We start from the raw sequence: 20,742 nt of genomic DNA on the forward strand, positions 1-20,742 counted from the left end.
GATATTGGGAAAGTAGTTAATTTCCGTTAACGAATCCTCTGTTGCGTTGATTCTGTTCACGGATTCGTAGCGCCACTTGTGGGGCGAGCGGGAAATCGAGCGCCGCTTACTGTCCGGCAATGGCGATCCGCGGGCGGCTCTCGGCCATCTCGCGGCTGGACGAACTGCTGGCCCGGAGCAGGGTGCCGATGGCCGTTTCGGGCAAGGGGCGGCCGAAGACGAAGCCCTGGATCTGCGTGACCTGCGGGTCCGAAGAGACGAACTCCAGGAGCTCGATCGTTTCGACACCTTCCACGACGATGCGAAGGTCCAGTGAGGCGACGAGGTGCACGAAGCCGCGCAGGAGCGACTGGCGTCGCTTGTCGGCGATGATGCCGGTGAGGAAGGACCGGTCGATCTTTACCTTCCCGATCGGCAGACGCGCGATGTAGCTGAAGTTCGAGAAGCCGGTGCCGAAATCGTCGAGCGCGATGGAGATACCCATGTCGCGCAGGGCTTCAAGCTTGGCAAGGACGGGCTGGTGCTCGCCGAGAAGCAGGTTCTCGGTGATCTCGATCTCCAGCCGTCGCGGATCGAAATTCGTCTCGCGCAACGCGGTGGAGATGACCTCGACCATGTCGGCGCGCAGCAACTGGCTCGGCGATAGGTTCACCGCAACGGCGACGGAAGACGGCCAGTCGCTGGCGATCCGCATCGCCTCGTAGAGCGTCCAGTCCGTCAGCATCCCCATCAGGCCGGTTTCTTCGGCCACCGGCAGGAACTCTCCCGGCGAGATCATGCGCCCGTCCGGCGCCATCCAGCGGATCAGCGCCTCGCAGGTGGAAATCCGCAGGGTGTTCGGCTCGACGAGCGGCTGGAAGAACAGGCGGAGCTGATTGTCCTCGAGGGCCAGACGCAGACCGGTCTCGATCCGGAGGCGATTGGTCTCGCGATCCAGCATGTCGGCGACGAACATGCGGGCCGTACTGCGGCCGGCGCTCTTGGCCTGGTAAAGGGCGGTGTCGGCCTGACGGGTGAGAAGCTCGGCGTCCTCGCCATGCAGCGGGAAGAGGGCGGTACCGATACTGCAGCCGGTCGCGGCCGGCGCCCCCTGGATCATGAAGGGTTCGCGCATCGCCTCGACCAGCCGGTCGGCGAGGCCGGCGGCCGCTTCGGCATCTGCGCCATATTGCAGGATCAGGAACTCGTCGCCGGCGAAACGCGAGATGAAGCCGCTGGTCCCGACAACCTCGCGGAACCGCCGTGCCGTCTCGATCAGGACGGCGTCGCCGGCCTTGTGGCCGAGCGTGTCGTTGATCCGCTTGAACCGGTCGAGGTCGACGAAATGGACTGCGAAGGGCTCGTAGGTGTCGCGGGTCAGCTCGTCGAGGCGGCGATTGGTGTAGGCCCGGTTGGGCAGATGCGTCAGCGTGTCGAAATGCGCCAGTTCCTCGTTCATGCGGGCCGCGCGCAGCGCCCCGAGGAAGGTCTCGCAGATCCGTCCGTTGGTCCTGAGAATGCCGGCGAAGAACACCAGCAGGATGAAGGCGTAGCCGACGTACCAGGCCGTGCCCTGGATGAGCAGGCCAGCGACCATCGGCACGGCTGCGGCTGCGGTCTGGACGCGGGCGATCAGCGGGCTCGGGAAATTGCGCGCCTGGATGCCGATCAGATAGCCGATCGCCGTCGCGAAAGAGACGACCTGGGCGAAGGCGCCGCCGCCGACGAGGAAGACGATGGTGGTCCAGGCGCCGACGCTGGCGACGTGGACGGTGCCGAGGACGAGATAGAGCCGTTCCCAGAAGACGACATCGAAGTCGGCATTGTGGGAGCGCTGGCGGACCATCAGCATGGTCACCAGGCGGATTGCGGCAATCAGGGAGGTGAAGGCGACGACGCTCCACAGGGCGTTCTGCCCGGTCTGGATCGCGGTCATGGAGGCGCCGACCGCGACGGCCACCGACGCATAGGCGAAGGACAGCATATCGCCGTGCAGCGAGCGGACGATCTCGACGCGCTCGCTCGCTTCCCATCCGCCCAGCTGCAATTCTCGGGTCAGCAGCATACCGTCGGCCTCGCTTTCATCAGCGAAACTTGATCGAATTTCGTTAAGACATCATTTAGCTACTTCTGCGCGATCATGTGCGGCCGATACACGCGCGACCGAGATCGGTGACCTGCGAAGCCGCTAAACGTTGGGCGTAGGCGCCTGCGCCCGGCTAGAGCCAGTTCTTGTAGCGGAACAGGATCATCGGGACGATTGCGGAGACCACCATGGCCGCGAGCGCCAGAGGGTAGCCGAACGTCCAGCCGAGTTCGGGCATGTGCGTGAAGTTCATGCCGTAGATCGACGCGATGAGGGTCGGCGGCAGGAACGCCACCGCCGCCACCGAGAAGATCTTGATGATGGCGTTCTGCTCGATCGAGATCATGCCGACGGTCGTGTCCAGCAGGAAGGTCGTCTTGTTCGACAGGAACGAGACGAAGTCGTTGAGCGAGTGGACGTCGCGGGACATCGCCTTGACGCGCGGCCTGGTGTCCCGGCTCGACGGCTTGCGGCCGTCGAGGACGAGTTGCAGGAAGGGCAGCAGCCGGTCGAGGGTCGCGAGGCTCTCGCGGACCCGCGACGTGAGATCGCCGGCCGCCCCTATCCGCCGCAGCAGCGACTTGAAGTCCGCGGTGCCCGTCGGCTTCTTTCTCGCTGACGAAGAGAAGATGTCGTCGCCGATCCGGTCGAGATCCGCGGAGATGGATTCCAGGAGATCCGCGACCCGGTCGACGACGGTCTCCAGAAGGCCGATCAGGATGCTGTCGGCCGTCGGCGTTCCGGGGTGGCTTGCCGTCTTGGCGGTCTGCGTCGGCTGCGGGCTCTCCGGCGACATATGAGCGGCGCTGGGTGTCTCGCGGCAGAGCTTGGCGGCATAGATCGCGAAGCTCTTCGGCTCGCTGTAGCGCAGGGTGATCAGCCGGTCGCCGGTCCGGATGAAGGTGACCGGCGCGAAGGACGGCTTGCCGCTGTCGAGGCCGAAGACCACCGAGGCAGTCATGAAGTCGGCGCCATCCTCGGAATAGAGCCGGCTCGAGACCTCGATCTCGTCCATCTCCTCGCGGGTGGGCACGTCGATGCCGCAGAGCCGTTCGACGGCGGAGACATCGTCCGCAGTCGGGTTGAGGAGATCCAGCCAAACTGCCTCGGCCGGGATCGCGTCGCCCTGCACCGAACGGGGGCGCATGAACCGGCCCAAGGGCGTGTAGGCCTCGATCATGGGCGCCATCCGCCGAAGGCGCGGGAACGGCGCTTCCTGCCGGGATCGCCGCTCGATGGCGCAAGCGCACCGATGCCGTGGGTCGTCACGAGCTCTACTCTGCCGCCAGCTTGCCGTGTCCGAGATGGGCGGCGAGGGACTGCAGGAGATCTGCCGCCGCTTCCGCGACGACGGTGCCCGGCATGAAGATCGCCGCCGCGCCGGCTTCCTTCAGCGCCGGGACGTCCTGGGGCGGGATGACCCCGCCGACGACGATCATGATGTTCTCGCCGCCTTCCCGGGCGAGGGCGGCCTTCAGTTCCGGCACCAGAGTCAGGTGACCGGCGGCCAGCGACGAGGCGCCGACGATATGGACGTCGTTCTCGACGGCCTGGCGGGCCGCTTCCTCCGGCGTCTGGAAGAGCGGGCCGATATCGACGTCGAAGCCGAGATCGGCAAAGGCCGAGGCGATGACCTTCTGGCCCCGGTCGTGGCCATCCTGGCCCATCTTGGCAACGAGGATGCGGGGACGGCGTCCCTCGGCCTCGGCAAAGGCCGCGCTCATCGCCTGAACCTGCGCAACACGATCCGCCATGGGACCCGCCTCCCGCTTGTAGACACCTGCCACGACCTGCGCCTTGGCGACATGGCGGCCGAACACCGTCTCCAGCGCATCGGCCATCTCGCCGACGGTCGCCTTGGCCCGGGCCGCCGCAATGGACAGTTCGAGGAGGTTGCCGTTGCCCTCGGCCCCCGCGGTCAGTGCGGACAAGGCCGCTTTGGTCGCGGCATCGTCGCGTTCGGCCCGCAATTGCTGCAGCTTCTCGATCTGCTGACGCCGCACATCGGCATTGTCCACCCGCAGGACATCGACCTCGTCGTCGCTGGCATTGCGGAAGCGGTTGATGCCGACGACGGTCTGGGTGCCCGAGTCGATCCGCGCCTGGGTCTTGGCCGCGGCTTCCTCGATCCGCAGCTTCGGCAGGCCCTTTTCGATGGCCTTCGCCATGCCGCCCATCGCCTCGACCTCGGCGATATGCGCGAGCGCCTTTTGCGCGAGAAGATGGGTCAGCCGCTCGACATGGGCCGACCCGCCCCAAGGATCGATCAGGCCCGTCGTGCCGGTTTCATGGGCGAGCACGAGCTGGGTGTTCCGAGCGATGCGGGCGGAAAAGTCGGTTGGCAGGGCCAGCGCCTCGTCGAAGGCATTGGTGTGCAGTGACTGGGTATGGCCCTGCGTCGCTGCCATCGCCTCGACGCAGGTTCGCACCACGTTGTTCATCACGTCCTGTGCCGTCAGCGACCAGCCGGAGGTCTGGCAATGGGTGCGCAGCGAGAGCGAGCGCGGATCCTGCGGCGCGAAGTTCTCCTTCATCAGCGCCGCCCAGATCAGCCGTGCGGCCCGCAGCTTGGCGATCTCCATGAAGGCGTTCATGCCGACGGCCCAGAAGAAGGACAGGCGCGGCGCGAAACGGTCGATGTCGAGCCCGGCCGCGACGCCGGCGCGAGCATATTCGATGCCGTCGGCGATGGTGTAGGCGAGCTCCAGGTCGGCCGTCGCCCCGGCTTCCTGCATGTGGTAGCCGGAAATCGAGATCGAATTGTATTTCGGCATGTTCTTCGAGGTGAACTCGAAGATGTCCGAGATGATCCGCATCGAGGGCGCCGGCGGATAGATGTAGGTGTTGCGGACCATGAACTCCTTCAGAATGTCGTTCTGAATGGTCCCGGACAGATCGGCCTGCGCGACACCCTGTTCCTCGGCCGCAGCCACGTAGAGGGCGAGGACGGGCAGCACCGCGCCGTTCATGGTCATCGACACGCTCATCTCGCCGAGCGGGATGCCGTCGAAGAGCTGGCGCATGTCGATGATGGAATCGATGGCGACGCCCGCCATCCCAACGTCCCCCGCGACGCGCGGGTGATCGGAATCGTAGCCGCGATGGGTGGCGAGGTCGAAGGCGACCGACAGCCCTTTCTGGCCCGCGGCGAGGTTGCGGCGGTAGAAGGCGTTCGACGCCGCGGCGGTGGAGAAGCCGGCATACTGCCGAATGGTCCAGGGCTTCTCGACATACATGGTCGGGTAGGGGCCGCGCAGATAAGGCGCGATGCCCGGCTGGGTATCGAGGAAGGGGTAGCCTTCCAGTGCCTTGGAGCCGTAGGCGCCGCCGATGGTGATGCCTTCGGGCGTTTCGAACCCGTCGGTCGCCGGCGATTGCGGCGCGGCTGCGTTCGGGCGGCTCCAGCCGATCTGCCTGAAATCCGGGATCGCGCTCATCGGCTGGCCTCCGAAGTTTCGCTGAGACGGTGCGGACGCAGGGGCTCGCAGCGCATCTCGCCGTCGGACGCCGTGGGATCGCTTCGATCGGCGGCAAGGATCGTGTGATCGCGCTCGCTCTCGAGCGGGTAGAGGCTGGCGCCGATGACGATTGTCTTGCCCTCCTCCAGCCGCCGCTGGCGTTCCAGGCGGGCGTCCATGACCCGGCTCTGCAGGGCGCCGGTCTTCAGGCTGGCGACGATGCCGCCTTCGGCCTCGATCTCGCGGAATTCGTTCCACGCGGCTTCGGCGGTCAGGTCGGTCAGTGTCTCGATGCTGCCCGAACCGGCGGCGGGGTCCGCGACCAAGGCGAGGAAGCTCTCTTCCTGCAGGATGATCTGCAGATTGCGGGCAAGGCGTCGCGCCGCGCGATCGGGCAGGCCGAGCGGCGCGGTGTAGGGCAGGACGGCCAGGCTGTCGGCCCCGCCGGTGCCCGCGGCGACGGCCGCAACGGTGGCGCGCAGGATGTTGGTATGCGGGTCCATGGCAGCCATCATCCGCCAGGACGTCTCGGCATGGATACGGGTCGCGGACGGCGCATCCTCGCCGCAGGATTCCAGCAGCTTCGCCCAGAGCAGGCGCAGCGCCCGCAGCTTGGCCGTCTGCTCGAACTGGCGCTGGTCGACGGAGAGGGTGAAGCCGATCGCGGAGGCGGCGTCGGCGACGTTCAAGCCGGCGTCGGTCATCGCGCGCAGGTAATACAGCGCGGTCGCCAGAACGGCGCCGAGTTCCTGCGCGGCGGTGGCGCCGGCGTCGTGGTAGAGGCGGCCGTCGGCCTCGGCGACGCGGCCGGTGAAACCGCTGGCCCGCAGCCCCTTGGTGGCGCGGCCGGCATGGGCCCGGAAGGCGCTCTCGGCACCGGGAAAGCTGCCGGTGAAGGCAAAGGGGCCGACCGCATCGAGGCAGAGATCGATCGCCAGCGTCTCGAATGCCTGGTCCCGCGTTTTCGCCAGCGAACGCAGGGCATCCACGGCAATCCGGGCATCCATATGCGGTTCGATCCGCAGCGCGATCATGGAGAGATCGACCCCATCGAGGGCGCGGGCGATCGCGTCCGCCTCCATCGGCAGGCCGAAACCATGGGCAGAGGCCGAGCCTGCAAAGACCAGGGACAGTGCGTTGGCGCCGCCTTCCAGATCGGCCAGCGCTTGCTGGTTGGCGCGGGCCGGATCGCGGTCGTCGACCCGCTGGACGATCTGCCAGGGACCGGAGGTCGCGCGCCCGAGCGGCGCGGCGGTGCGGCGCCCGTAGAGGGGACCGTAGCCGAACCCGTCCTCGGCTGTCGTCACGAGGGATTCGAACGATCGCCCCTTCAGGCCCTTTTCGACGCGCGCTCGCCAGCCGGCTTCGTCGACTTCCGGAAACTCGATGGCTTCGATCGTCAGCGCCGTCATGGGCCCTCCTCGTGCTGCCTGGTCGCGGCCATCCCCGAAAGGCGGTCGCGAAGGTCAGGCGGCCTGGCTCCCCCGCCTGTCCTTCTCACTCATCCGGTTGCTTCCATAGGCTGTCCGGCCGGGAAACGAAACTGGCGTTGCCATGGCGTCTGGCCAGACCCGCGCTTGCCCGTGCGAGCTAGTGCGGGATCACGGCGTCAGAGGGCGCTCGCAATTTCCACACCACGCCCGAGACCGCGTAGTCCATCTCGACCGACCCGTTCAGGCCGCGCGAGGTCATCTTCTGGGTGACCAACGTGCCGAATCCCGAATGCTTGGGCTCGATCACCGGCGGTCCGCCGCTCTCGCTCCAGGTGATGGTGAACTCGGCATCCATCGACCAGGAGATCACGACCTTGCCGTCCGACGTCGAGAGGGCGCCGTATTTGACGGCGTTCGTGGCCAGTTCGTGCAGGGCCAGGCCGAGGGTCTGGGCAGCCGTCGGGTTCAGCCGGACCGACGGCCCGCGAACCTCGATCTGCTCGCCCCCGGCGCCGAAGGCATGGAGCTGGGCGTGCACGAGGTCCTTGACCATGGCGCTTTCCCAGGCGCGGCTCGACAGGAGATCGGCTGAGCGTGCCAGCGAACTCAGTGCCTCGGAAAGGGTCGCCAGGAACTGCGTGGTGTCGGCGCTTTCCTTGGCCGCCCGGCGCGCGATGGCCGCGATCAGGGCGTACTGGTTTTTGGCGCGATGGGTCATCTCGCGCATCAGGAAGCGGTTCTGTTCCTCGGCGTCGCGGCGCGCGCGGGAGGCCTGGGCGAGGACCTTCGACACCTCGGCAACCTCGGCGATGTCGGTGCCGATCGTCGCCGCGGGCTCGCCGGCGCCGATGGCGGCAGCCTGCTTGGACAATTGCAGGATCGGCGCGGCGATGCGACGACCGAGCAGAATGCCCAGCAGGATCGAGAACATCAGGAGCACCGTGCCGGCGCTGATCAGCAACAGCCAGGATCGCAGGACCGGCTGTACGATGACCGAGTTGGGCACGGCGAGCGTCGTCGTCCATCCGGTCAGGCTGGATACGGTGGAAGCTTCGATCAGGTCGCGGCTCATGCGGGCGCCGAGCGTTTCGATGATCGAGGGATTGTCGTAGGAAATGCCCTGCTGGGCCTCCATCCGGCCTTCGCTGGTGACCGCGGCGAAGACCCGCTTGCCGTTCGAATCCTTGATGATGGCGGACCATTCGCGCGGCAGGTTGCGATCGGCGATCACTGCGCTGAGCGTATCCGCGGCCTTGCTGATGATCAGGACGTAGGAGACGTCGTTGCCGCGAAACACCGGCACCGCGACATGGAACACGAAGCGTTCGGAGCGATCGCCGAAGAACACGCCGGACACGGTCGGCTGTCGGGTCTTGCGCACCCGATCGACGGTTTCGGTGTAGCTCATGGCGCGAACCGGAGCCGGATAGGGATCCAGCGTCGAGGCGACGATCCGACCGTTCGGCTCCACGAGCGCGGCATCGGTGTTGGTGGTTTTCAGCGCCGCGACCGTGCGGGCGTGGAACCCGGCCAGTTCACCCTCGGCCAGGGACGGCGAGGAGGCCAGCACCCGGCCGGTGGTGATCATGCCGTAGATCTCACGATCGACCGCGTTGGAGATGATCTCGGCGGTGTCGTTGACCTGGGCAGCGGCGATCTCGCGCTGCTGGGCGGAGAATTGCAGGATCAGGAATGCGCTGAACAGAAGGGCCGGGATCAGGACGATGACCGCGAACAGCACCAGATGCGCGAGGAGCGGCGGTCGCCGGAACAGGCGGGAAAGGTTGAACGACCCGGCAGCCCACGAACGCGTCAGCGAAGAACGCAGCCGGGACACATGCTGAGGGGTGGCGCCCGGTTCGGCGCTGATCGGATCAGATGTCATTCAAGGACCTCGCTCCCCCGATGACGTCGTGTTCCTTCAACACGGCCACATTTCCGTTGTTCGCCAAGACCATAGGCGAAGGCAACGGCTTTATCCAGCGCGCGGCTGGCGGTCTGCGCGGAAAGGTGGCCGGCCCCGTAGCGAGGCCGGCCATGTCATGGCGTCCGGGGCGCTGCCGCTCAGATATACTGCGACAGGCCGGGCACGGAGGAGAGGGCCTTGTCGACGGTCTCCGGGTCGGTCTGGGTCTTGGCGAAAGCCACCAGCTCGCGCGCCACGGTCTGGATCTCGCCCATGCCGAGGCCGAGGCCCATGAGCTTGGAGCCGAGGCCCATGATGCCGCCGCCGAGCATGCCGCCCATCAGGCCGCCGCTGCCACCTTCGCCGGCGGTCGCCATCGCGTCTTCGGCGCCGGGCGTCTCGGCGATCATCTTGCCGACGGCCGGATCGTCCCCTTCGGCCTTCACGAAGGCGAGGATGTGCCCGACGGCCTTCTTGGCGGCGGCCTCGTCGATACCGGTTTCGGCGGCAATCTTGGCGAACAACTCGTGCATGGATGGTCCTCTTGGATCGGAGGCTCGGCCTCGGACATGCCGCTGAAAACCGGCCCTTATGGGGTCGGCGCGAATCAGCGGGACTTTGGCAAAGCCGGCGGGGGCGCGCAATTGCAATCGGCGACGGCGCCCTGATGTGCGCTTGTGTCGCCGGAAGACCGGCATGTAAGCTCCGGCCTCCGCAAGAGGGGGACGCCGCATGCTCGAAGACGGTCGGATATATCTGGGATCCAGCCGCGACCCGAAGGACGCGATCAAGAAGGGTGAGTATCTCGACCTGACACGCGCCAATCGCCACGGCCTGGTGACGGGGGCGACCGGTACCGGCAAGACGGTGACCCTGCAGATATTGGCGGAAGGGTTTTCGGAGGCCGGCGTGCCGGTGTTCTGCTCCGACATCAAGGGCGATCTGTCCGGCGTGTCGCAGCGCGGCGAAGGCAAGGATTTCCTCGTCGCCCGGGCCGAGGCCATCGGTCTCGATCCCTATTACCACGACCTCTATCCCGTCGTGTTCTGGGACGTCTTCGGCAAGAAGGGGCACCCGATCCGCGCCACCATTTCCGAAATGGGGCCGCTGCTGCTGTCGCGGCTGATGAACCTGTCCGACGCCCAGGAAGGCGTCCTCAACATCGTCTTCAAGATCGCCGACGAGGAGGGGATGCTGCTCCTCGACCTCAAGGATCTGCAGGCGATGCTGGCCCATGTGGCCGAGAATGCCGACGACGTCTCGAAGCTCTACGGCAATGTCGCCAAGGCCTCGGTCGGCGCGATCCAGCGGTCGCTGCTGGTCCTGGAACAGCAGGGGGCGGAGAATTTCTTCGGCGAGCCGGCGCTGGCGATCGCCGACCTGATGCGCACGGACCGGGACGGGCGCGGCATCGTCAACATGCTGGCCGCCGACCAGCTGATGATGAACCCGCGGCTCTACGCGACCTTCCTGCTCTGGCTGCTGTCGGAACTGTTCGAGGAACTGCCGGAGGTCGGCGACCCGGACAAGCCGAAGCTCGTCTTCTTCTTCGACGAGGCACATCTGCTGTTCGACGACGCGCCGAAGATCCTCGTCGACCGGGTCGAGCAGGTGGTGAAGCTGATCCGCTCCAAGGGCGTTGGCGTGTATTTCGTAACGCAGAACCCGCTCGACATGCCCGAGGGCGTGCTAGCCCAGCTCGGCAACCGGGTTCAGCACGCGCTGCGGGCCTATACGCCGCGCGAGCAGAAGGCCGTGCGAACGGCGGCCGAGACCTTCCGCCCGAACCCGGAATTCGACTGTTTCGAGGCCATCACCAAGCTCGGCGTCGGCGAGGCCCTGGTCTCGACGCTCGACAAGAAGGGCGTGCCCTCCATGGTCGAGCGTACGCTCATCCGTCCGCCGGCCGGCCGGCTCGGTCCGGTGACCGAGGCGGAGCGGGCGCAAACGATGGCCAAGAGCCCCGTCGCGGGCCAGTACGACCATGCCGTCGATCGGGAATCTGCCTATGAGATGCTGATCGGCCGGGCCGAGGATCAGCTCGCGCAGGAAGAAGAGCAGCGCCGGCTGGAAGCCGAGCGGAAGGAAGAAGCGGCACGGCGCGCCGACGCCGCGCGCCGCCGTGAAGAGGAAGAGCGGGACGCGCCGCCGCCTCGCCGGACGCGAACCGGTTTCCAGCTTCCCGACTTCGGCCTTGGTGGCGATGGCCGCGACGACACCCAGGAGGTGGAGGAGGCAGAGCCCGCACCGCGTCGCCGCTCGGCGCCCCGTCGGCGTTCGTCGGGCTATCAGCGTCAGACCGTGACCGAGACCATCATGAAGCAGGTCGGCCGTACGGTCGCCTCGACGGTGACCCGGGCGATCCTGCGCGGCGTTCTCGGCAGCCTGAAACGCGGGAAGTGACGCGAAAAGAGCGTTGCGCCTCGTCCGCGGCGGCGTCGGGGCGGGGCGGTGGCTTTCAAACCGGCGCGCCGGTTCCCATCTGTCAGGTGACGCGGAATGGAAGGAATGGGCATGAACCGGAAGTCGACACTCGCATCCTACATCCTCTGGCTTCTCTGTTTCGCCGGGATATGCGGGCTGCACCGGTTCTATCTCGGCCGGCCCTGGACCGGATTGCTGTGGCTCCTGACGCTTGGTCTGCTCGGCATCGGGCAGATCATCGATCTCTTCCTGATCCCGGGCATGGTCCGCGAGGAAAATCTCGAAAGCCGCATCGACATGATGGAGCGCGAGCGGGGCCGCCTGTCGTAAGGTGTTGAGGGCGGCGCAGATGCGCCGCCGTCCGGTCCAGGGTCAGTTCAGCAGCCTTGCGGGTTGCCAGCTGGCCGCAGCCAGATCCGCAACGGCCGGCGTGCGGTCGCTCAGCATGACCGCGTGCAGATCGGCCGTCGTATCGGCCTTGCCCCGCCCCAGTGCCGCCACAACGCGGCCGGCGACGATGTAGAAGGCGGTGTAGCTGCCTGCGTCGAGATTGCCCTCGATGTGGACGTCGTCGTAGGTCCGAGCATTTCCGACATAGTGGATCGGGCCGTACTGCGCCGACCAGAAGAACGGCACGCCGTCGAAGGTACCGGCTTCCCCGAGCATCGCTGCGGCGGCGTGGCGACCATGCTGCTCGGCGACCCGCCAATGCTCGATGCGCGTGCTGTAGTCCCGTCCCTCCAGCGGAACGGTCGCCACGTCGCCGCCGGCAAACAGGCTCGCATCCACCGACAGATCGGCGGCGACATCGAGCCCCCCTGCAACGTCCTCGCCGAAGATCTCCAGGCGAGGCCTGGCACCGACGGCGATGAGGACGATCTCGGCCGGGATCCGGGTGCCGTCGGCCAGATGAACCGTCTCGACCTTGCCGTGCTTCGCCTCGAGTTCGGAGACGACCGAATTGGTGCGCAGATCGACGCCTTTGGCCCGGTGCTGGGCTGCGATCTGGCCGGCCACCGCGTCCCCGAATTTCGAGGCGAAGGGCAGGGTCTCGCGGGAGATCACGGTGACGGTCTTGCCGTTCTGGACGAGACCGGCAGCGATCTCCATGCCGATGAAACCGGAGCCAATGATGACGACACGATTGGCGGCATCGACGGCGTCCTTGATCGCCCTGGCGTCGTCATGGCTGCGCAACGTGAAGACGTTCGGCAGACCGGCATTGTCGAGCGGGAGCGTGCCGGCACGGCTGCCCGGCGCAGCGAAGCACTTGTCGTAGACGAGACCCGCATTGACGCCGTCCTTGCCGCGGAACTGGATGGTCCGCGCGGCGCGGTCGATCCGCGCGACCGGCTCGGTCATCCGCTCCACCCCGATCGCGTCGAGACCGCCATCGCCAAGGAGCGGCAGGTCCGCGTCGGATTTCTTGCCCTGCATGTAGGCCTTGGACAGATCGGTGCGGTCGTAGGGCGGTTCGCCTTCGTCGCCGAACAAGACGATACGGCCGTCGAAACCGCGGCGCACCAGTTCCTGGGCGCAGGCAACGCCGGCAGCCCCGGCACCTAGGATGGCGAAGAGACGGTCACCGCCCGCCTTGCGCGCCGCGGGCTCCACCTCGGGCCGATGGACGCCGGCGCCGTCGGGAATGTCGAGATGGACCCGGCCTGAGGCGATCTCGGTGGTGAAATGGTTGAGGCAGCCCTGTCCCGGCGGCTCGATGTGGTCGCCGCTGGTCAGGTCGAAGATGGCATGATGCCACGGGCAGATGACCCGGTTGCCAATGCGGGTGCCGTTCTTCAGCGGCGCGCCCTTGTGCGTGCAGATCGCGCCAGTGGCGTGGACCGTGTCGCCGTCGCGGATGAGCAGCACCTTCAGGCCGTCGAGCTCGACTTCGGTCATGCCGGTTTCGGGCAGGTCGGCGAGTGCGCAGACGTCATGTTTCATGAAAATGCGGTCCCTTGGCCGGATCTGGAAGTCTTCCAGCCAACGGGGCGCAAGTCGGGACGTTCCGTCCGCGACCTCGGGCCGCGGCAGTGATCCGGCAAGCAAAAGGGGCGAGCGGTCCGGCCGCTCACCCCCTCATGTCAGTAGGAAATTCGCTCTGCGATCAGGCGACGAGACCGCCCTGGCGGACCAGAACCGGCGAACCCGACGGAACGCGGTCATACAGGTCGATGATGTCCTGGTTCATAAAGCGGATGCAGCCCGACGAACCCGACGTGCCAATGGTCCAGTATTCCGGCGACCCGTGCAGGCGATACAGCGTGTCCTTGCCGTTCTGGAACAGATAAAGCGCGCGGGCCCCCAGCGGGTTGTCGATGCCCGGCTCCATGCCGTCGGCATATTGAGCCAGTTCCGGCTTGCGGGCGATCATCTCCTTCGGCGGCGTCCAGGTGGGCCACTTCTTCTTCCACTGGATCTTCGCCCGGCCCGACCAGCCGAAGCCTTCGCGACCAACGCCGACGCCGTAACGCATAGCGCGGCCGCCGGGCTCGACGACATAGGCGAACTTGTTGGCGGTATCGACAACGACCGTGCCAGGCTTCTCACCGGTGGGATCGGCGACTTCCTGCCGGTAGTAGATTGGGTCGACGCGGCTCAGATCGATGGCCGGGATTCGGTAGCCTTCATCCACCACGGCGTCGTACATCGCGCGATACCGTGCCGGAGCGCCGCCCTGCGGTGCGGGGTAGGGGGCGACGGAGGCGATGCGCGCGCGCGAGCCGCTGGTGCAGCCGGCAGCAAGTGCAGTTGCGCCGATGCCGAAGCCCAGGAGCAGCCTGCGCCGCGAGAAATGTGCGGAATTTTCCATTGTGGTCCAGCCTTCGATTTTTCTTGGCGGGATCGGTAGACGCGCCCCGCTTTTTGGCATTCGCAGGCTAAACCTGCGGACTTCGGAGAGGTTCCGCAGCCATCACAGCTGTTTGACCAGGAAGGAAAACGCCGCTCAAACGAGTTTCGGCAAATCCCGCAGATCGGGCAGGACCCCGCCCGGCTGCAGGTCCAGATACTCGTCCGGTTCGCCGCCGCGGTTGATCCAGACCGTATGGAAGCCGAAGGCAGCCGCGCCGGCGATGTCCCAGCGGTTGGAGGACTGGAACGAGACCGCGTCCGGGTATAGCCGGAAATGCGTCGTCACCAGATCGTACATGGCGGGCGCCGCCTTGTAGGTCCCGCAATCCTCGGCGGAAAAGACGATGTCGAAGACGTCGTCGAGACCGGCGGAGCGAACGGCGCGCGCCAGCATGTCGCGGGAGCCGTTGGACAGGATCGCCAGACGGGCGCCGCGGTCGCGCAAGGCACGCAGCGTCGAGGGCACTTCCTCGAAGGTATCGAGGTCCCGGTAGGCTTCCAGGAGACGACCGCGCAGCGACGGATCGGCTGTCGGGACCTTCTGGAATGCGTAGTCGAGCGCGTCTTCCGTCAGATCCCAGAAATTGCGATGGGCGCCGCCCATCAGACTGCGCACCCAGGAATATTCCAGCTGCTTGCGGCGCCAGATGTCCGCCAGCAGACGTCCGTCCTCGCCAATCTCGCCTGCCAGGCGAGCGACGGCGGCGCCGGTGTCGAACAGCGTGCCATAGGCGTCGAACACATAGACTGAATGCAAGGACGTCTCCCTCGGGTTGCCGGGCCCCGTTGGGTCATATGGGCAGGGTCTCGCGATTGAAAGGCCGAGGAAGCATCGCCATCGCATTCGCGGCCGCCTCGGCCCGGCGCGTGACGAGACGTTGCGGCTGCGCTATGGACGGGCAGGGGCCGCGCCGTGCCCCACGCTTCATGCAGAGCCAATCCGGAGCCGGCCATGCCGCAGGAATTTTCCCGTACCCGCACCTTCGTCGATGGCCATTGGCACGACGGCAACCCCGGCCTGATCGGTCCGCGCAGCCACGCCATGTGGCTCGGGAGCTCGGTGTTCGACGGGGCGCGCTGGTTCGAAGGCGTCGCGCCGGATCTCGACCTTCATTGCGAGCGCGTCAACCGGTCGGCCGAGGCGCTGGGCCTGAAGGCGACGATGGTGGCCGACGAGATCGTCCGCCTCACCCACGAGGGTCTGCAGGATTTCGACGGCAAGACGGCGGTCTATATCCGGCCGATGTACTGGGCCGAAGACGGCGGCTATATGGGCGTTCCGGCCGATGCCGCGACCACGCGCTTCTGCCTGTGCCTCTACGAATCGCCGATGATCGCATCCTCCGGCTTCACACTCGGCGTGTCGCCGTTCCGCCGCCCGACACCGGAGACCATGCCGACGCTGGCGAAGGCCGGCTGCCTCTATCCGAACAACGGTCGGGCGATCATGGAGGCCAAGTCGCGCGGCTTCGACAATGCGTTGGTTCTCGACATGCTCGGCAATGTCGCCGAAACCGGCACGTCCAACCTCTTCATGGTCAAGGACGGCGTCGTGTTCACTCCGGTCCCGAATGGCTGCTTCCTGAACGGGATCACGCGCCAGCGCATCATTGCGCTGCTGCGCGAGGCCGGCCGCGAGGTGGTCGAGACGACCCTGACCGTCGCCCAGTTTCGCGACGCGGACGAGATCTTCTCGACGGGCAATCATTCCAAGGTCGTGCCGGTCGTGGGCATCGAGGACCGGCAGATGCAGGCCGGCGCGGTCTATGCCGAGGCGCGCGAACTGTACTGGTCATTCGCCCGCAGGGCAGCGTAGGAAGGACTGGCCGAAAAACGGTGGCAAATGCGACCGTTGGCACTAGCTTCGTTCTCGCCGATTTTTGCGCGTGGCGGAAACACTCCCCGTGTTGAGCCGTTGCGCCCCTAACGACACCAACAGAAGGAGACGGACCATGGCTTTCACGCTTCCGGAGCTTCCCTACGCCTATGACGCGCTGGGACCCTACATGTCTGCCGAAACGCTCGAGTTTCATCACGACAAGCATCACCAGGCCTATGTGACCAAGGGCAACGAGCTGGCCGAGAAGGCCGGCATGGCCGATCTGTCGCTGGAGGAGGTCGTCAAGAAGTCCTACGGCACCGATCAGGCGCTCTTCAACAATGCCGGCCAGCACTACAACCACATCCATTTCTGGCAGTGGATGACGCCGAACGGTGGCGGCAAGAGCCTGCCGGGCAAGCTGCAGACCGCGTTCGACAGCGATCTCGGCGGCTACGACAAGTTCAAGGCCGATTTCGAGGCCGCCGGTGCCGGCCAGTTCGGTTCGGGCTGGGCCTGGGTTGCCGTCAAGAACGGCAAGCTCGAGATCATGAAGACGCCGAACGGCGAGAACCCGCTGGTTCATGGCGCCGTGCCGATCCTCGGCGTCGATGTGTGGGAGCATTCCTATTACATCGACTACCGCAATGCGCGCCCGAAGTACCTGTCGGCCTTCGTCGACAATCTGATCAACTGGGATCACGTGCTCGAATGCTACGAGAAGGCGACCGCCTGATCGCGGCCATCCTTACCGGTCAACCCTGACCGGTTGTTCACGAGAAGGCCCCGCGGCATCCGTCGCGGGGCTTTTTCATGTTTGCACCCCACGTGATCGTGAGCGCGACGACGGGTTTTCAAGATTGCACGGTTGCCGGATCTGGTTTCAACTTTCACCGCACCGGCTGTTCTGGCCGGAATACCGGGAGAGTTTACATGCTGCAGAGCAAACTCATCGTCGTCACTGCGGGTGTCGTCCTGTCCGCCGCAACCATGGTCCCCGCCTTCGCGCAGAATGTCGAACCCATCGAGGCCCGCCAGGCGCTGATGGAAGACAACGGCGACTCCGCCAAAGCCGGCGGCGCAATGCTCAAGGGTGAGGCTCCCTTCGATGCCGCGAAGGTCGCGGCGATCTTCACCGAGATGCACGACGTGGCGATGAAGTTCGGCGACTACTTTCCCGAGGACAGCAAGACCGGCAACGACACCGAAGCGGCGCCGGCGATCTGGGAAAAGCCGGATGAGTTCGAGGCAGCACTCGTCAAGTTCCAGGAGGACACCCAGGCTGCCATTGATGCCGCGCCGCAGGACATGGAGTCCTTCAAGCAGGCATTCGGCATGGTTACCCAGAACTGCAAGGGCTGCCACGAGGATTTCCGCATCGACAAGGACAAATAGGCGGTTCGCGGCATGAGGCCGATGCGGTTGCGATCGGGCGAGGCTGGCCGTTTGTTCGGCCGGCGGGATGAGCCGGGGTCGGTGCGATGCTCGACCGGATCCTGACGGGCCTCTTTCTCCTCGTCATCCTGGGAGCGGGCGGCTTCTATCTCCTGACCATGCCGCAGCGCCTTAATGCCGCGACCCTAGAGGAGGTTCCGGCCGGCGATGCCACGAAGGGCGAACGGCTCTTCTGGGCCGGTGGCTGCGCGTCGTGTCACGCGCCGGCCAAGGCGAAGGACGACGATCTCCTGAAGCTCGGCGGCGGGGCGCCGCTCGAGACCGATTTCGGCACGTTCCATGCGCCCAACATCTCGCCCCATCCGGTCGACGGAATCGGGGGCTGGAGCTTCGCGGATTTCGCCAATGCAATGCAGCGGGGCGTCGATCCCGCCGGCCGGCATCTCTATCCAGCCTTCCCCTATACGTCCTACGTCAACATGCAGTTGGTCGACGTGGCCGATCTCTGGGCTTTCCTGCAAGGTCTGCCAGAGGTCGAGGGCAAGGCCCCGTTGAACGCGCTGACCTTCCCGTTCAATCTGCGCCGCGGGGTCGGGCTGTGGAAACTCGCCTTCCTCGGCAATGGCGAGCCCGCGGTAGACTTGCCGGCGGATGTTCCGGAGGCGGCGCATGACGGGCAGTATCTCGTGGAGGGGCCGGGCCATTGCGGCCAGTGCCATACGCCGCGCAGCTTCGGCGGAGCCGGGGGGCTTGAACTATCACAATGGCTGGCCGGCGCGCCCAACCCGGAAGGCGAGGGACGTGTGCCCAACATCACGCCGTCGCCGTCGGGGATCGGCGGCTGGTCGGCCAGCGACATCGCCTATTATCTGGAAAGCGGCTTCACGCCCGACTTCGATTCCGTCGGCGGCGCGATGGTCGACGTACAGGAGAACATGTCCCGACTGCCGGACGAAGACCGGGAGGCGATCGCGGCCTATCTGAAGGCGATCCCCGCAGTCGAGAGGGATGCAGGGGCCGCCGAGGCATTGCCGTCGGATTAGGCTGAGTCTGCTGCCGTGCTGTCGGTGCCGGCCGTATTCGCTGACACCAGGCATGGCGGGCGGAACGGTCCCGCCCGCCATGCGCTCGGTCGGATCAGCCGGTGGTCAGCGTATCCTTGCCCATCAGCCGCAGCGCGAAGGCATCGACGAAGGCGACTTCCTCCAGCTTGGAGAAGCGGCCGGAAGCGCCGCCATGGCCGGAATCCATGTTGGTCCGCAGTATGACGGGGTTGTCGTCGGTCTTCATGTCGCGCAGGCGCGCGACCCATTTCGCCGGCTCCCAGTAGGTCACGCGCGGGTCGGTGAGCCCGGCGAGCACCAGCATCGGCGGATAGGCCTGCTTCTTCACGTTGTCATAGGGGCTGTAGGACGCGATCACCTCGTAGTCCTCGCCGGACAGGATCGGGTTGCCCCATTCGGGCCATTCCGGCGGGGTCAGGGGCAGGGTGTCGTCGAGCATGGTGTTGAGCACGTCGACGAAGGGCACGACGGCGATGATGCCGCCGAACTTTTCCGGTGCCATGTTGGCGACGGCGCCCATGAGCATGCCGCCAGCCGAACCGCCATGGGCGACGATGCGCTCGTAGCGTGTGTAATTCTGCGTGACGAGGTGGTCGGCACAGGCGATGAAGTCGGTGAAGGTGTTGGCCTTGTTGCGCCGGCGGCCGGCATCGTACCAGGCAAAGCCCTTGTCCTTGCCGCCGCGAATATGGGCGATGGCATAGACGAAACCGCGATCGACCAGCGACAGCGCGTTGGCGTTGAACGAGGCGGGGATCGCGATGCCGTAGGAGCCGTAGCCGTAGAGAAGGCACGGCGCCGAGCCGTCGAGCGGCGTATCCTTGCGGTAGAGCAGCGAGATCGGCACCAGCTCGCCGTCCTTCGCCGGCGCCATGATGCGCCGGGTCACGTAGTCCGCCGGCTCGTGGCCGGAGGGGACTTCCTGCGTCTTCAAGAGCGTGCGTTCGCGTGTGGCGAGATCGTAATCGAAGGTCTGGCTCGGCGTCGTCGGCGAGGAATAGCTGAAGCGGATCGTGTCCGTGTCAAATTCGTAGGAGCCGGCAAGGCCCAGCGAATAGGCTTCCTCCTCGAACGCTATGGCGTGCTCCTCGCCATCCGAGAGGCGCTTGACGACGATCCGAGGCAGACCGTCCCTGCGCTCCAGCCAAACGAGGTGGCGCTTCAGGATCATGTGGTTGAGGATCAGCCGGCCGCTCTCATGCGGGACATAGTCCGTCCAGTCGGAGCGTTTGGCCGCGTCGGTCGGCGCGGTGACGATCTTGAAGTCCGGGGCGCCGTCGGCATTGGTGCGGATGTAGAGGTAGCCGCCACCCTCGTCGACGTCGTATTCGACGCCGGTCTCGCGTTCGGCCACGAGCCGCGGCTCGGCGGCAGGGTTGTTCGCCGGCAGAAGCCAGCATTCGGACGTCTCGTGGTCGTGAATGTCGATGAGCATGAAATCGCCGGACTGGGTCTTGTCGACATCCATGAAGAAGCCGGTGTCGGTCTCCTCGTAGATCAGGCGGTCATCATGCGGATCGCTGCCGAGGCGATGATAGAAGACCCGGCTCGGGCGGTGATTGCTGTCGAGACGCGTGTAGAAGAAGCCGTCGGAACGCGCCGACCAGGCGGCGCCGCCGCTGGTGTCCTCGATCGTGTAGTCGAGATCCTTACCGCTATCGAGGTCGCGGATCGAAAGGGTGTAGAACTCCGAGCCCTTGTCGTCATGCGTCCAGGCGAGCCAGCGATGATCGGTGGAATGGGCAATGCCGCCGAGCGAGAAATAGGCGCGGTCGGCAGCCTCGACCTGTCCGTCCAGAAGCACTGTCTCCTCGTCGTCATTGCCGTCCCGCGGCCGGCGAACGAAGCGGGGATATTCCGCACCGGTCACATAGGAGATGCCGTAGGCCCAAGGTCCGTCAGGTGCCGGAACGGAGGAATCATCCTCCTTGATCCGGCCGCGCATCTCCTTGACCAGCGCCTCGCGCAGCTCCGTGGTGCCGGCCATGACGGCTTCCTGGTAGGCGTTCTCCGCAACTAGATGATCGCGGATCTGCGGGTCGAGCACCGCCGTGTCCTTGAACACGTCCTGCCAGTTTGGCGCGCGCAGCCAGGCGTATTCGTCCGAACGTTCACGCCCGTGGCGGATGTCGGTCACCGGACGGCGTTCGGCCTGCGGCGGTGCGGGGATGTGCGGCGGTGTCTTGGTGTCGGTCATCGAGCCTGTCTTGCTGACGTCTCTGGGAAGGGCGGACAATATCGCGGATGCTGCACCGATAGGGGTGCGGAACGTCGTGGGGAGGACAATTGGGAAAGAGCCCCATTCACTGGCAGGTACACCTCGTC

The 20,742-nt window shown here is 66.1% G+C and carries 16 protein-coding genes; 6 read left to right on the top strand and 10 right to left on the bottom strand.

Annotated elements, in window-relative coordinates:
• Window positions 1-106: 106 nt before the first annotated feature.
• The 6 genes from J3367_RS01825 to J3367_RS01850 form a co-directional block, all read right to left on the bottom strand.
• Window positions 107-2,044, bottom strand: coding sequence for a putative bifunctional diguanylate cyclase/phosphodiesterase (locus tag J3367_RS01825; RefSeq protein WP_024349002.1), 1,938 nt, complete (start codon window positions 2,042-2,044; stop codon window positions 107-109).
• A gap of 154 nt (window positions 2,045-2,198) precedes the next feature.
• A complete protein-coding gene (locus tag J3367_RS01830) occupies window positions 2,199-3,245 on the bottom strand; it encodes a magnesium transporter CorA family protein (protein WP_024349001.1) in 1,047 nt (348 codons plus the stop codon).
• Between the two features lie 94 nt (window positions 3,246-3,339).
• Window positions 3,340-5,502: a methylmalonyl-CoA mutase gene (gene scpA / locus J3367_RS01835; protein WP_024349000.1), complete on the bottom strand. Its 2,163-nt coding sequence runs from the start codon at window positions 5,500-5,502 to the stop codon at window positions 3,340-3,342.
• The gene (locus tag J3367_RS01840; RefSeq protein WP_024348999.1) at window positions 5,499-6,935 is read right to left on the bottom strand and encodes a methylmalonyl-CoA mutase subunit beta; all 1,437 of its coding nucleotides are present in this window, start codon (window positions 6,933-6,935) and stop codon (window positions 5,499-5,501) included. The genes scpA and J3367_RS01840 overlap by 4 nt, the downstream gene beginning before the upstream one ends.
• Window positions 6,936-7,113: 178 nt before the next feature.
• Entirely contained in the window at window positions 7,114-8,841 is a 1,728-nt protein-coding gene (locus J3367_RS01845) for an HWE histidine kinase domain-containing protein (RefSeq protein WP_024348998.1), read from the bottom strand.
• A gap of 179 nt (window positions 8,842-9,020) precedes the next feature.
• Window positions 9,021-9,395 carry a hypothetical protein gene (locus J3367_RS01850; protein ID WP_024348997.1) on the bottom strand — a complete coding sequence of 125 codons (375 nt, stop codon included), beginning with the start codon at window positions 9,393-9,395 and terminating at the stop codon, window positions 9,021-9,023.
• Between the two features lie 199 nt (window positions 9,396-9,594).
• Here J3367_RS01850 and J3367_RS01855 point away from each other — a divergent pair, with 199 nt between their 5' ends.
• Both J3367_RS01855 and J3367_RS01860 read left to right on the top strand, forming a co-directional pair.
• A complete protein-coding gene (locus tag J3367_RS01855) occupies window positions 9,595-11,265 on the top strand; it encodes a helicase HerA-like C-terminal domain-containing protein (RefSeq protein WP_009208589.1) in 1,671 nt (556 codons plus the stop codon).
• Between the two features lie 111 nt (window positions 11,266-11,376).
• Window positions 11,377-11,616: an NINE protein gene (locus J3367_RS01860; RefSeq protein ID WP_155898361.1), complete on the top strand. Its 240-nt coding sequence runs from the start codon at window positions 11,377-11,379 to the stop codon at window positions 11,614-11,616.
• Between the two features lie 42 nt (window positions 11,617-11,658).
• On the opposite strand, the gene J3367_RS01865 is transcribed toward J3367_RS01860, so the two are convergent.
• From J3367_RS01865 to J3367_RS01875, 3 genes are all read right to left on the bottom strand, one after another.
• Window positions 11,659-13,230: an FAD-dependent oxidoreductase gene (locus J3367_RS01865; RefSeq protein ID WP_024348995.1), complete on the bottom strand. Its 1,572-nt coding sequence runs from the start codon at window positions 13,228-13,230 to the stop codon at window positions 11,659-11,661.
• Window positions 13,231-13,393: 163 nt separating this feature from the next.
• Window positions 13,394-14,098, bottom strand: coding sequence for a L,D-transpeptidase (locus J3367_RS01870; protein WP_024348994.1), 705 nt, complete (start codon window positions 14,096-14,098; stop codon window positions 13,394-13,396).
• Between the two features lie 135 nt (window positions 14,099-14,233).
• Complete coding sequence (locus tag J3367_RS01875) at window positions 14,234-14,896, bottom strand: haloacid dehalogenase type II (RefSeq protein WP_024348993.1); 663 nt, start codon at window positions 14,894-14,896, stop codon at window positions 14,234-14,236.
• Window positions 14,897-15,091: 195 nt separating this feature from the next.
• On the opposite strand from J3367_RS01875, the gene J3367_RS01880 reads away from it, so the two are divergent.
• From J3367_RS01880 to J3367_RS01895, 4 genes are all read left to right on the top strand, one after another.
• Window positions 15,092-15,955 (top strand): branched-chain amino acid aminotransferase, encoded by an 864-nt coding sequence (locus J3367_RS01880; protein WP_024348992.1) that lies wholly within the window; start codon window positions 15,092-15,094, stop codon window positions 15,953-15,955.
• 136 nt (window positions 15,956-16,091) lie between these two features.
• Window positions 16,092-16,694 (top strand): superoxide dismutase, encoded by a 603-nt coding sequence (locus J3367_RS01885; protein WP_024348991.1) that lies wholly within the window; start codon window positions 16,092-16,094, stop codon window positions 16,692-16,694.
• Window positions 16,695-16,771: 77 nt separating this feature from the next.
• Window positions 16,772-17,353 (top strand): c-type cytochrome, encoded by a 582-nt coding sequence (locus J3367_RS01890; protein WP_244495399.1) that lies wholly within the window; start codon window positions 16,772-16,774, stop codon window positions 17,351-17,353.
• Between the two features lie 86 nt (window positions 17,354-17,439).
• Window positions 17,440-18,396: a c-type cytochrome gene (locus J3367_RS01895; RefSeq protein ID WP_421460093.1), complete on the top strand. Its 957-nt coding sequence runs from the start codon at window positions 17,440-17,442 to the stop codon at window positions 18,394-18,396.
• A gap of 94 nt (window positions 18,397-18,490) precedes the next feature.
• Here J3367_RS01895 and J3367_RS01900 read toward each other — a convergent pair whose 3' ends face one another.
• Window positions 18,491-20,614: a S9 family peptidase gene (locus J3367_RS01900; RefSeq protein ID WP_024348988.1), complete on the bottom strand. Its 2,124-nt coding sequence runs from the start codon at window positions 20,612-20,614 to the stop codon at window positions 18,491-18,493.
• Window positions 20,615-20,742 lie beyond the last annotated feature (128 nt).

The sequence above is a fragment of the Aurantimonas sp. NFXS3 genome, from assembly GCF_049132005.1.
In the GTDB taxonomy this organism is placed as follows: Bacteria; Pseudomonadota; Alphaproteobacteria; order Rhizobiales; family Rhizobiaceae; genus Aurantimonas; species Aurantimonas coralicida.

Coding starts and splice junctions, on each gene's coding strand:
- J3367_RS01900 (WP_024348988.1), bottom strand. CDS start 20,614: ATGACCGACACCAAGACACCGCCGCACATCCCCGCACCGCCGCAGGCC.
- scpA (WP_024349000.1), bottom strand. CDS start 5,502: ATGAGCGCGATCCCGGATTTCAGGCAGATCGGCTGGAGCCGCCCGAAC.
- J3367_RS01895 (WP_421460093.1), top strand. CDS start 17,440: ATGCTCGACCGGATCCTGACGGGCCTCTTTCTCCTCGTCATCCTGGGA.
- J3367_RS01825 (WP_024349002.1), bottom strand. CDS start 2,044: ATGCTGCTGACCCGAGAATTGCAGCTGGGCGGATGGGAAGCGAGCGAG.
- J3367_RS01870 (WP_024348994.1), bottom strand. CDS start 14,098: ATGGAAAATTCCGCACATTTCTCGCGGCGCAGGCTGCTCCTGGGCTTC.
- J3367_RS01840 (WP_024348999.1), bottom strand. CDS start 6,935: ATGACGGCGCTGACGATCGAAGCCATCGAGTTTCCGGAAGTCGACGAA.
- J3367_RS01850 (WP_024348997.1), bottom strand. CDS start 9,395: ATGCACGAGTTGTTCGCCAAGATTGCCGCCGAAACCGGTATCGACGAG.
- J3367_RS01855 (WP_009208589.1), top strand. CDS start 9,595: ATGCTCGAAGACGGTCGGATATATCTGGGATCCAGCCGCGACCCGAAG.
- J3367_RS01890 (WP_244495399.1), top strand. CDS start 16,772: ATGTTTGCACCCCACGTGATCGTGAGCGCGACGACGGGTTTTCAAGAT.
- J3367_RS01860 (WP_155898361.1), top strand. CDS start 11,377: ATGAACCGGAAGTCGACACTCGCATCCTACATCCTCTGGCTTCTCTGT.
- J3367_RS01885 (WP_024348991.1), top strand. CDS start 16,092: ATGGCTTTCACGCTTCCGGAGCTTCCCTACGCCTATGACGCGCTGGGA.
- J3367_RS01830 (WP_024349001.1), bottom strand. CDS start 3,245: ATGATCGAGGCCTACACGCCCTTGGGCCGGTTCATGCGCCCCCGTTCG.
- J3367_RS01865 (WP_024348995.1), bottom strand. CDS start 13,230: ATGAAACATGACGTCTGCGCACTCGCCGACCTGCCCGAAACCGGCATG.
- J3367_RS01845 (WP_024348998.1), bottom strand. CDS start 8,841: ATGACATCTGATCCGATCAGCGCCGAACCGGGCGCCACCCCTCAGCAT.
- J3367_RS01880 (WP_024348992.1), top strand. CDS start 15,092: ATGCCGCAGGAATTTTCCCGTACCCGCACCTTCGTCGATGGCCATTGG.